Below are 11,073 nucleotides of genomic sequence, written 5' to 3'. Positions count from 1 at the left end.
GCAGTGCCTGACGCTGACCGTGGCGGTGGCGGGAGTACTGGCCGTGCTGGGAGCGCTCATCGCTCCCGCACGGCCGTGGCTGCTGGTTCCGGCCGCCGTGCTGGCGGTGCTCGGCCTTCTCTGCACGGCGCTGATACCCGTGTGGTGGTTCAGGGTGCACCGCTGGGAGGTGACGGAGGAGGCGGTCTATGTCCGTACCGGCTTCTTCTGGCAGGAGTGGCGGATCACGCCGATGTCCCGGATACAGACCGTGGACACCGTGCGCGGTCCGCTGGAGCAGCTCTTCAGGCTGTCGACGGTGATCGTCACCACCGCGTCGTCCAAGGGCTCGGTCCAGATCGCTGGGCTCGACCACGAGCTGGCCGCGGAGCTGGCCGAGCGGCTGACCAGGATCACCGAGGCGACTCCCGGGGACGCCACATGAGTGAGAGGGCAGAGACCGCGGCGGGCTTGGGCTCAGCGGACCTGGGCTCGGACTCGGGGACGGCGATGGAGGCCGTGGCGGCCGGTGAAGAGGACTGGCGGCGGCTCGACCGGCGCACTGTGCTGGTCACCGTGGCGGTCATGACGGGATTCGTCGTGGGCGCCGGTGTGCCGGCCGCCATAGGCCTTTCGGGCAGCCGCCCGATCGGGGAGGCGCTCGGCTGGGTACTGGTGGGCGCCGCGCTGCTGATCGTCTTCGGCACGGCCGGTGACTATGTCCGCTGGCGCCGTACCCGGTACCGCATCGGGCCCGAGCGCGCCGAGCTGCACACCGGTCTCTTCCTGGTCAAACGGCGCTCGCTGGCGCGCGAGCGGATACGTACGGTCGATCTCACGGCCAATCCGCTGCTCCGGCTGCTCGGGCTGGTGAAGGTCCGGATAGGGACCGGTGAGCAGACCCTGGGCGAGTCCACACTGGAGCTCGATCCGGTCACCAGGGCCGAGGGCGAACGGCTCCGTACGGAACTGCTCGGCCGCGCCGCCGAGGCGGACGGTACGGCTGGAGGCGCCGGCGACGGCATGCTGGCGGCGCTCGATCCGGGCTGGATCCGGTACGCGCCGCTCTCCTTCCTCAGTCTGGCGCTGGCCGGCGCGGGCATCGGCGGACTGTTCCAGCTCAGCGAGTGGCTCGGTGTCCAGGGCCGAGTGGTCGACTGGGCGGGCGACCGGGTGCGGGACATCTCTCCCGTCTGGGGGATCGTGCTGTTCGTCGGGCTGATGGCGGCCGCCGGGATCGCGGGCATCGTCGGCGCGCTCGCCCTCTGGGTCGAGATGTGGTGGAACTACCGGCTGGAGCGGGAGCCCGGAGGCACTCTGCGGGTCCGGCGCGGGCTGTTCACCTCCCGCTCGGTCTCCATCGAGGAGCGGCGGCTGCGCGGAGTGGAGCTGGTCGAGCCGCTCGGTGTCCGGCTGGCCGGCGCGGCCGGACTGGACGCGATCGCCACGGGCCTCGCGCAGGACGAGGAGGACGAGCAGGCCGACCAGAAGAGCCTGCTGCCGCCCGCGCCACGCGCCGTGGCGGACGAGGTGGCGGCGCGGATACTGCGGGAGCCCGTGTCCCCGACACGGACCGTCCAACTGGTCCCGCACCCTCGCGCTGCCCGTGCGCGCAGGCTGCGCTGGGCCCTGTCCGCCGCACTGCCGCCGCTGCTGCTGCTCACGGTCCTCGGACTGCTGCTGACCGAGGTGCTGCTGACCGTCGCGGCGGTGATCGCCGTGGTCGTGCTGCCGGTCGCCGTACTGCTCGCGCTCGACGCGTACCGCAATCTGGGCCATGGCCTCGGCGGCGGCTATCTGGTGACCCGCTCGGGCACACTGCGCCGTACGACGGTCGCCCTCCAGCGCGGTGGAGTGATCGGCTGGACGGTCCGGCAGTCCTACTTCCAGCGCCGCGCGGGCCTGCTGACGCTGACGGCGACCACGGCCGCCGGAGGCGGCGCGTACCACGTGTACGACGCGGCGGAGGGCGAGGGCCTGGCCTTCGCGGCGGAGGCCGTTCCCGGTCTGCTGGAGCCCTTTCTGATCAGTTCTGATCAGTGAGTGATCTTTTCCGGTCCGGCCGGGAAAGGTGGCGCGGAAGGGCGGCGCGGGAAAGGCCTCGCCTTTGCGGCGGGAGATCCGGATCATGGAGGCATGACACAGACCAGCCGTCGCACAGTCCTCGCCGCCCTGGCCACCGCCGCCGTGAGCGGGCCCCTGCTGACCGGAGTCGGCGCCTCACCCGCGTACGCGGCCGATGACTACGCGTCCAACACGGAGCTCTACACCCGGCTCGCGGGCCGCGAGGGCCTGGACTTCGCCCGCCGCTACAAGCGGCACGAGACCTTCGACAACAGCCTCGGTACGGTCTACCGCTACCCGCGTACCGCCATCATGGCGCTGCACGGCGGCGGCATCGAGCCCGGGACCTCGGAGCTGTGCCTCGGCATAGCCGGCTACCACCCGGCCACCTTCGCGGTCACACCGGCGGGCGGTCCGGTGTACGACTACTGGATGTTCGAAGGGCTCCTGGCCACCGGCAACGGGACGATGCATGTCACCGCGTCGCACTGCGACGACACCGTCGCGCTCTCCCTGGCCGCGGGCAGTCTCAACGTACTGAGCATCCACGGCTGCCGGGCCGACCAGACCAGCGCGCCCGCGAACCGTCCCGAGGCCGTCGTGGTGGGCGGTCGCAACGACCGCTTCAAGCAGCTGCTGCACTCGGCGTTCGGCGCGGCCGGATTCCAGACGATCGACGGCTCGACCTTGCCGGACCTCGCCGGAGTACAGACCCAGAACATCGCCAACCGGACACTCCTGGGCATGGGAGGTCAGTTGGAGATCACCACCGAGCTGCGCGAGAGCATGTTCGGCACCTTCACCCGGGCGGGACGTCCCGGCTCCACCAACGCGGTCTTCGACAGCTTCGTGGGCGCGGCCCGTACCGCGATCGCGAATCTGGAGGCGACCGCCGAGCAGATCATCCTCTGACTGCCCGACTGATACGGACTGATGGGCGAAGGCCCGGCTCGCCTGAAGGAGGCGAACCGGGCCTTCGTCACACCGTACTGACGGACCGTCAGGCCGAGGCCGGCGGATAGAGGTCGCGCGGCAGTCCCGAGGCCGCCGCCGCGTCCAGCAGCCACAGAGTGCGGCTCCTGCCGTACGCGCCCGCCGCCGGAGCCTGGATCTCTCCCGCGCCCGACAGGGCGATCTCCGCCGCCTTCGCCTTGTCCTCGCCTGCCGCGAGCAGCCAGACCTCATGGGCCGCGCGGATCGCGGGCAGCGTGAGTGAGATACGGGTCGGCGGCGGCTTGGGAGCGCCGTGCACGGCGACCACCGTGCGCTCGGTCTCCCGTACGCCGGGCAGCTCCGGGAAGAGCGAGGCGACATGAGTGTCGGGCCCGACTCCCAGCATCAGGACGTCGAACGTCGGCACCGGACCATGGTCCTCCGGCCGGGACGCCGCCGCGAGCTCTGTGGCGTACGCGGCTGCCGCGGCCTCCACATCGCTGCCGTACGGACCGTCCGAGGCCGGCATCGCATGCACCCGGGACGGATCCAGCGGCACCGAGCCGAGCAGCGCCTCCCGTGCCTGGGTGATGTTCCGCTCCGGATCGCCCTCCGGCAGGAAGCGCTCGTCTCCCCACCACAGATCCAGCCGTGCCCAGTCGATCGCGTCCCGGGCGGGCGCCGCCGACAGCGCGGCCAGCAGCCCGTTGCCGTTGCGTCCGCCCGTCAGCACCACCGAGGCGGAGCCCCGCGCGGCCTGGGCGTCCACGACCTTGGTGATCAGCCGGGCCGCCGCGGCCTGGGCCATCAGCTCCTTGTCCCGGTGGACGACCACCTGCGGGGCACTCACTTGGACGCCGCCTTCTTGGCCGGAGCCTTCTTCGCCGGGCCGGCCGCGGTCGTGTCCGCCTCGCCGGAGCCGCTCGCGCCTGAGCCGTTGGCGGCTCCGGCGGACGACGGATCCGCCGCGCCGACCAGCCGCTCCACCCCGAACCGCAGGGCCGACGCGTAGATGTCGTCCGGATCCAGCCGGCGCAGCTCCTCCGCGATCAGCTCGGAGGTGTCCCGCCGCTTCAGCGCCACGGCGCGGTCCGGCTGGCCTTCGATGGAGAGCGTCGCCAGCGAGCCGTCCGCCCGGTGCAGACTGATCGGACCGCAGCTCGTCTCCAGCCGTACGGCCGTGAGGCCCGGGCCCGAGGAGACGGAGCGCCGAACCGGTACATGCAGCCGGTCGGCCAGCCACATGGCCAGCAGCTCGGAGCTCGGATTGTGCTGCTCGCCCTCCACCTCCACCGAGGTGACCGCGCAGTCCACCTGGTCCAGCGCGGCGGCCAGCATCGAACGCCAGGGCGTGATCCGCGTCCAGGCCAGATCCGTGTCGCCCGGCGTGTACGCGTCGGCGCGTACCGTCAGCTCCTCGGTCGGGTTCTCCGCCGCGTGGGTGTCCGTGACCCGGCGCTGCGCCAGCTTGCCCAGCGCGTCCTTGGCCGGATTGACCGGAGCGTTCACCGGCCACCACACGACCACCGGCGCGTCGGGCAGCAGCAGCGGCAGCACCACCGACTGGGCGTGGTCGATGACCTCGCCGTACAGCCGCAGGACGACCGTCTCACCGGTGCCCGCGTCCGCGCCCACCCGTACCTCGGCGTCCAGCCGCGCCTTGGACCGTTCGCGCGCCGAGCGCGAGACCCGCTTGACGACGACCAGCTTGCGCGACGGATGCTCGCGGGACGCCTCGTCGGCGGCCCTGAGCGCGTCGTACTGGTTCTCCTCGTCGGTGACGATGACCAGGGTGAGGACCATGCCGACGGCAGGTGTGCCGATCGCCCGGCGCCCTTGCACCAGCGCCTTGTTGATCTTGCTGGACGTGGTGTCCGTAAGGTCGATCTTCATGGCCGACGCCAGCTCCGTCCGTCTCGTGCGAGCATTTCGTCCGCCTCGACCGGACCCCAGGTCCCGGACTCGTACTGCGCGGGCCTGCCGTGCTTCTCCCAGTGCTCCTCGATTGGATCGAGGATCTTCCAGGACAGCTCGACCTCCTCCAGGCGCGGGAAGAGGTTCGAGTCGCCGAGCAGCACATCGAGGATGAGCCGCTCGTACGCCTCGGGGCTGGACTCCGTGAAGGACTCGCCGTACGCGAAGTCCATCGAGACGTCCCGGACCTCCATCGAGGTGCCCGGCACCTTGGAGCCGAACCGCATCGTCACGCCCTCGTCCGGCTGCACCCGGATGACCAGGGCGTTCTGCCCGAGCTCCTCCGTGGAGGTGTGGTCGAACGGAGAGTGCGGAGCGCGCTGGAAGACCAGCGCGATCTCGGTGACCCGGCGGCCGAGCCGCTTTCCGGTACGGAGATAGAACGGGACGCCCGCCCAGCGGCGGTTGTCGATCTGCAGCTTCACCGCGGCATAGGTGTCGGTCTTCGACCTGCTGTCGATCCCGTCCTCTTCGAGATAGCCGACGGCCTGCTGGCCGCCCTGCCAGCCCGCCGCGTACTGCCCGCGCACGGTGTCTGCGCCCAGGTCCTTGGGCAGCCGCACCGCGCCCAGAACCTTGGTCTTCTCCGCGACCAGCGCGTCCGCGTCGAAGGAGGCGGGCTCCTCCATGGCGGTCAGCGCGAGCAGCTGGAGAAGGTGGTTCTGGATGACATCGCGGGCGGCGCCGATGCCGTCGTAGTAGCCGGCCCGGCCGCCGATGCCGATGTCCTCGGCCATGGTGATCTGGACATGGTCGACATACGACCGGTTCCAGATCGGCTCGAAAAGAGTGTTGGCGAAGCGCAGCGCCAGAATGTTCTGGACGGTCTCCTTGCCCAGATAGTGGTCGATCCGGAAGACCTCGTTGGACGGGAAGACCTCGTGGACGACCTTGTTGAGCTGCTTCGCCGAGGTCAGATCGTGGCCGAACGGCTTCTCGATGACCGCGCGCCGCCAGGAGCCCTCCTTCTGGTCCGCCAGCCCGTGCTTCTTGAGCTGCTGGACGACCTGCGGGAAGAACTTGGGCGGTACGGAGAGATAGAACGCGAAGTTGCCGCCGGTGCCCTGCGTCTTGTCGAGGTCCGCGATCGTCGCCCGCAGATTCTCGAACGCGTCGTCGTCGCCGAAGTCGCCCTGGACGAAGCGCATCCCCTGGATGAGCTGCTGCCAGACCTCCTCACGGAACGGCGTACGCGCGTGCTCCTTGACGGCGTCGTGGACCTCCTGCGCGAAGTCCTCGTCCTTCCACTCGCGGCGTGCGAAACCGACCAGCGAGAAGCCCGGCGGGAGCAGACCGCGGTTGGCCAGGTCGTAGATCGCGGGCATCAGCTTCTTGCGGGACAAATCGCCCGTGACACCGAAGATGACCAGGCCCGACGGCCCCGCGATACGCGGGAGCCGTCGGTCCGCGGCGTCACGGAGCGGATTCGCTCCGTGGGTTGCGGTCAAGGGGATCAGCCCTCCGAAGGGGCGAGGCGCTTCAGCTCCGCCTCGGTCGACTTGAGCAGGTCGTTCCAGGACACCGCGAACTTCTCGACGCCCTCGTCCTCCAGCTGCTGGACGACGTCGTCGTACGAGATGCCCAGCGCGGCGACGGCCGCCAGATCCGCGCGCGCCTGGTCGTACGTACCGCGCACCGTGTCACCGGTGATGGCGCCATGGTCGGCGGTGGCGTCCAGAGTCGCCTCCGGCATGGTGTTCACCGTGTTCGGGGCCACCAGCTCGTCGACGTACAGCGTGTCCTTGTACGCCGGGTCCTTCACACCGGTCGAGGCCCACAGCGGACGCTGCTTATTGGCCTGCGCCCGGTCCAGGGCCGCCCAGCGGTCGGAGGCGAAGACCTCTTCGTACGCCTCGTACGCGAGCCGCGCGTTGGCCAGGGCCGCCTTGCCGCGGGCCTCCTTGGCCTCGGGCGTGCCCAGCGCGTCGAGCCGCTTGTCGATCTCCGTGTCCACGCGGGAGACGAAGAAGGACGCCACCGAGTGGATCTTGGAGAGATCGAGGCCGGCGGCCTTGGCCTTCTCCAGACCCGAGATATAGGCGTCCATGACCTCGCGGTAACGCTCCAGCGAGAAGATCAGCGTGACATTGACACTGATGCCACGGCCGATGGTCTCGGTGATGGCCGGGAGACCGGCCTTCGTCGCCGGGATCTTGATCAGGGTGTTGGGACGGTCCACCAGCCAGGCGAGCTGCTTGGCCTCGGCGATCGTCGCCTCGGTCTTGTGCGCCAGGCGCGGGTCGACCTCGATGGAGACCCGGCCGTCCTGGCCCTGCGTCGCGTCGAAGACCGGACGCAGGATGTCGGCGGCGTCACGGACGTCCGCCGTGGTGATCATGCGGACGGCCTCCTCGACGGTGACCTTGCGGACCGCGAGATCGGCGAGCTGGGCGTCGTAGCCGCTGCCCTGGGAGATCGCCTTCTGGAAGATCGACGGGTTCGTGGTCACGCCCACCACATGCTGCTGATCGATCAGTTCGGCGAGATTGCCGGTCGTGATGCGCGTGCGCGACAGGTCGTCGAGCCAGATCGCGACGCCTTCGTCGGAGAGGCGCTTGAGTGCGTCTGTCATAAGAGTTGCATCTCCTACTGTTCGTATACGGGTGTCAGCGCGCCGAATCCGTCAGAGATTCCCGGGCCGCGGCAGCCACCGCCTCCGCGGTGAAACCGAACTCGCGGAAGAGGACCTTGCCGTCGGCCGAAGCTCCGAAGTGCTCCAGCGACACGATGTGGCCGGCCTGACCCACATACCGGTACCAGGTCAGTCCGATGCCGGCCTCGACCGCCACCCGCGCCTTGACGGAAGGCGGCAGAACACTGTCCTTGTACGCCTGGTCCTGCTCGTCGAACCACTCGACCGAAGGCATCGAGACAACTCGCGTCGGGATGCCGTCGGCCTGGAGCTGCTCACGCGCCGCCACGGCGAGCTGTACCTCGGAGCCCGTACCGATCAGTACGACCTGAGGGGCGCCGCCCTCGGCGTCGAACAGCACATAACCGCCCTTGGCCGCCTCGTCGTTGGGCTCGTACGTCGGCACGCCCTGGCGGGTGAGCGCCAGACCGTGCGGAGCGCCCTTGTCGTGCCGCCTGAGGATCTCGCGCCAGGCGACCGCCGTCTCGTTGGCGTCGGCCGGGCGAACAATGTTCAGCCCGGGGATGGCGCGCAGCGCGGCGAGGTGCTCGACCGGCTGATGGGTCGGACCGTCCTCGCCCAGACCGATCGAGTCATGCGTCCAGACATAGGTGACGGGCACCCGCATCAGCGCCGCCAGCCGTACGGCCGGGCGCATGTAGTCGGAGAACACCAGGAAAGTGCCGCCGTAGATACGGGTGTTGCCGTGCAGCGCGATGCCGTTCATCGTCGAGCCCATGGCGTGCTCGCGGATGCCGTAGTGCACCGTGCGGCCGTACGGGTCGGCTCCCGGCAGCGGATTGCCCACCGGGAGGAACGACGACGTCTTGTCGATGGTGGTGTTGTTCGAGCCCGCCAGGTCGGCGGAGCCGCCCCACAGCTCGGGGATGACCGCGCCGAGCGCCTGGAGCACCTTGCCGGACGCGGCGCGTGTGGCGACCGACTTGCCGGCCTCGAACGCCGGGAGCTTCTCCTCCCAGCCCGTGGGCAGTTCACCGGCCCTGATGCGGTCGAATGTCGCCGCACGCTCCGGATTGGCGGTGCGCCACGCGGCGAAGGACTTCTCCCACTCGCCGCGGATCTCACGGCCGCGGTCGAGGGCCTCACGGGTATGGGCGAGCACCTCGTCGGAGACGTCGAAGGACTTCTCCGGGTCGAAGCCGAGGACCTTCTTGGTCGCGGCGACCTCCGCGTCGCCGAGCGCCGAGCCGTGCGCGGCCTCGGTGTTCTGCGCGTGCGGAGCGGGCCAGGCGATGATCGAACGGGCCGCGATGAAGGAGGGACGCTCGGTCTCGGCCTGTGCGGCCTTGAGCGCCCGGTAGAGCCCGGCCGGGTCGAGATCGCCGTCGGGAAGCTGCTCGACGCGCTGGACGTGCCAGCCGTAGGCCTCGTACCGCTTGAGGGTGTCCTCGGAGACCGCGGTCTCCGTGTCGCCCTCGATCGAGATGTGGTTGTCGTCCCAGAGCAGCACCAGATTGCCGAGCTTCTGGTGGCCGGCCAGCGAGGACGCCTCGGCGGAGACGCCCTCCTGGAGACAGCCGTCACCGGCGATCGCCCAGATGGTGTGGTCGAACGGTGAGGTGCCCGCCGGTGCGTCCGGGTCGTACAGACCGCGCTCGTAACGGGCGGCCATCGCCATGCCCACCGCGTTCGCGACACCCTGGCCGAGCGGGCCCGTGGTGGTCTCGACACCGACGGTGTGCCCGTACTCCGGGTGGCCCGGAGTCTTCGAGCCCCAGGTACGGAACGACTCCAAGTCGCTCAGCTCCAGGCCGTAGCCGGCCAGATAGAGCTGGATGTAGAGAGTCAGGCTGGAGTGGCCGGCCGAGAGGACGAACCGGTCGCGCCCGGTCCACTGGGCATCGGTGGGATCGTGCCGCATGAGCTTCTGGAAGAGCACATAGGCGGCAGGGGCCAGGCTCATGGCCGTACCGGGATGGCCGTTGCCGACCTTCTGTACGGAATCCATGGCCAGGACACGAACGGTATCGACCGCCCGGCGGTCCAGTTCGGTCCACTCTAGGTCTGTGGTGGTCGGCTTGGTGCTCACCCTGAGTCAGGGCTCCTCTCCACATGTCCAATCCCGGTGTCTGAGGGCGCACCGGTTCGCTGTCGAGCCTACCCTCGTAGCCCGGCCCAACCTTTCCCGTGCGTAACCAGGGTGCGGCGGTGGGATGGACTTCGCCTCTCGGCAGCCTCCCGGCGGTCATAAGGCGGTCTTCGGACAGTCATATGGCGGTCTTCCGATGGTCTTCAGGCGGACTTCCGGCATGGCGATACGGACGCTCCCGGACCTGCTGCGACGGCCCTGCGGGCGCCTCGGATGCCATCCCAACCCCCGCGAAGATCGGCATCTGGGCAACGTCTAGAGTGGCGTGGTACGCGCAAGTCATCACCGGGGCCGCAGGCCCGGAGCTTGCTGGGATTTCTCTGTCAGGGGTGTGCGTGACGGCCGTCGAGTCCCGACCCGCTGGGGTCGTCCAGACTCCGAGTCCGGGAGGCCATCGGCCGTTCGGGGCCCGTGTCAAAGCATTCGTGGCGCTGACCAAGCCGCGGATCATCGAGCTGCTGCTCATCACCACCGTTCCGGTGATGTTCCTGGCCGCCGGGAGCGTGCCCGATCTGTGGCTGGTGGTCACCACATGTGTCGGCGGCTATCTCTCCGCCGGTGGCGCCAACGCGCTGAACATGTACATCGACCGCGACATCGACGCGCTCATGGACCGTACGTCACAGCGTCCTCTGGTGACCGGCATGGTCTCGCCCCGCGAGGGACTGGTCTTCGGCCTCGCGCTGACCGTGGGCTCGACGCTCTGGTTCGGTTTTCTGGTCAACTGGCTCTCGGCGGCGCTCTCCCTGGGCGCGCTCCTCTTCTATGTCGTCGTCTACACGATGATCCTCAAGCGCCGTACCGCGCAGAACATCGTCTGGGGCGGGATCGCCGGCTGTATGCCGGTGCTGATCGGCTGGTCCGCCGTCACCGGCTCGATGTCCTGGGCCGCCGTCATCCTCTTCCTTGTCATCTTCTTCTGGACGCCGCCGCACTACTGGCCGCTGTCGATGAAGGTGAAGGCGGACTACGAGCGCGCCGGCGTGCCGATGCTCCCGGTCGTCGCGACCAACCGTGTGGTGGCCCGCCAGATCGTCGGCTACAGCTGGGTGATGGTCGCCGTCTCGCTGCTGCTGACGCCGCTGGGCTACACCGGCTGGTTCTACACGGCGGTGGCGCTGGCGGCGGGCGGCTGGTGGCTGTGGGAGGCACACGGTCTCCACGCCCGCGCCAAGGCCGGTGAGACGGGCGGCAAGCTCAAGGAGATGCGGCTGTTCCACTGGTCCATCACCTATGTGTCGCTGCTCTTCGTGGCGGTGGCCGTGGATCCTTTCCTGCGTTAGGGCGTGTGGACTTTCGAAACACGCCCTAGCCCACCGCCGGGCCGCAGGACTCCAGAACTCGCGACGGGCGGGACGCGTGGCCGATGCCACGCGTCCCG

Annotated in this window: 9 protein-coding genes; 4 read left to right on the top strand and 5 right to left on the bottom strand. The window is 69.6% G+C overall.

Annotated elements, in window-relative coordinates; genetic code table 11:
- The 3 genes from GA0115259_RS20620 to GA0115259_RS20610 all read left to right on the top strand — a co-directional run.
- On the top strand, positions 1-424 hold a 424-nt coding region (locus GA0115259_RS20620; protein ID WP_107469233.1), incomplete at its 5' end, for a PH domain-containing protein.
- A gap of 65 nt (positions 425-489) precedes the next feature.
- The gene (locus tag GA0115259_RS20615) at positions 490-2,022 is read left to right on the top strand and encodes a PH domain-containing protein (protein ID WP_093599242.1); all 1,533 of its coding nucleotides are present in this window, start codon (positions 490-492) and stop codon (positions 2,020-2,022) included.
- Between the two features lie 93 nt (positions 2,023-2,115).
- A complete protein-coding gene (locus GA0115259_RS20610; protein ID WP_093599239.1) occupies positions 2,116-2,955 on the top strand; it encodes a poly-gamma-glutamate hydrolase family protein in 840 nt (279 codons plus the stop codon).
- 88 nt (positions 2,956-3,043) lie between these two features.
- On the opposite strand, the gene pgl is transcribed toward GA0115259_RS20610, so the two are convergent.
- From pgl to tkt, 5 genes are read right to left on the bottom strand one after another with little or no spacing between them, the layout of a single operon-like run.
- Complete coding sequence (gene pgl / locus GA0115259_RS20605; protein ID WP_093599236.1) at positions 3,044-3,826, bottom strand: 6-phosphogluconolactonase; 783 nt, start codon at positions 3,824-3,826, stop codon at positions 3,044-3,046.
- Positions 3,823-4,869, bottom strand: a complete 1,047-nt coding sequence (opcA, locus tag GA0115259_RS20600; protein ID WP_093599233.1) for a glucose-6-phosphate dehydrogenase assembly protein OpcA — start codon at positions 4,867-4,869, stop codon at positions 3,823-3,825. Before opcA ends, pgl begins: the two co-directional genes overlap by 4 nt.
- Positions 4,866-6,398, bottom strand: coding sequence for a glucose-6-phosphate dehydrogenase (gene zwf / locus GA0115259_RS20595; RefSeq protein ID WP_093599230.1), 1,533 nt, complete (start codon positions 6,396-6,398; stop codon positions 4,866-4,868). The genes opcA and zwf overlap by 4 nt, the downstream gene beginning before the upstream one ends.
- Before the next feature lie 5 nt (positions 6,399-6,403).
- The gene (gene tal, locus GA0115259_RS20590) at positions 6,404-7,522 is read right to left on the bottom strand and encodes a transaldolase (protein WP_093599227.1); all 1,119 of its coding nucleotides are present in this window, start codon (positions 7,520-7,522) and stop codon (positions 6,404-6,406) included.
- Positions 7,523-7,556: 34 nt separating this feature from the next.
- The gene (gene tkt / locus GA0115259_RS20585) at positions 7,557-9,632 is read right to left on the bottom strand and encodes a transketolase (RefSeq protein ID WP_093599224.1); all 2,076 of its coding nucleotides are present in this window, start codon (positions 9,630-9,632) and stop codon (positions 7,557-7,559) included.
- Positions 9,633-10,027: 395 nt separating this feature from the next.
- On the opposite strand from tkt, the gene GA0115259_RS20580 reads away from it, so the two are divergent.
- A complete protein-coding gene (locus GA0115259_RS20580; protein ID WP_093599221.1) occupies positions 10,028-10,975 on the top strand; it encodes a heme o synthase in 948 nt (315 codons plus the stop codon).
- Positions 10,976-11,073: the final 98 nt, after the last annotated feature.

This window comes from Streptomyces sp. MnatMP-M17, from assembly GCF_900091995.1.
Taxonomy (GTDB): Bacteria; Actinomycetota; Actinomycetes; order Streptomycetales; family Streptomycetaceae; genus Streptomyces.
Note: the sequence above shows the minus strand (reverse complement) of the source record. Positions and strands in the feature narration are given on the sequence as shown.

What these genes read in the sequence shown, in the direction of transcription:
- GA0115259_RS20615 (WP_093599242.1), top strand. Translation starts at nt 490, where the DNA reads ATGGAGGCCGTGGCGGCCGGTGAAGAGGACTGGCGGCGGCTCGACCGG.
- GA0115259_RS20610 (WP_093599239.1), top strand. Translation starts at nt 2,116, where the DNA reads ATGACACAGACCAGCCGTCGCACAGTCCTCGCCGCCCTGGCCACCGCC.
- opcA (WP_093599233.1), bottom strand. Translation starts at nt 4,869, where the DNA reads ATGAAGATCGACCTTACGGACACCACGTCCAGCAAGATCAACAAGGCG.
- tal (WP_093599227.1), bottom strand. Translation starts at nt 7,522, where the DNA reads ATGACAGACGCACTCAAGCGCCTCTCCGACGAAGGCGTCGCGATCTGG.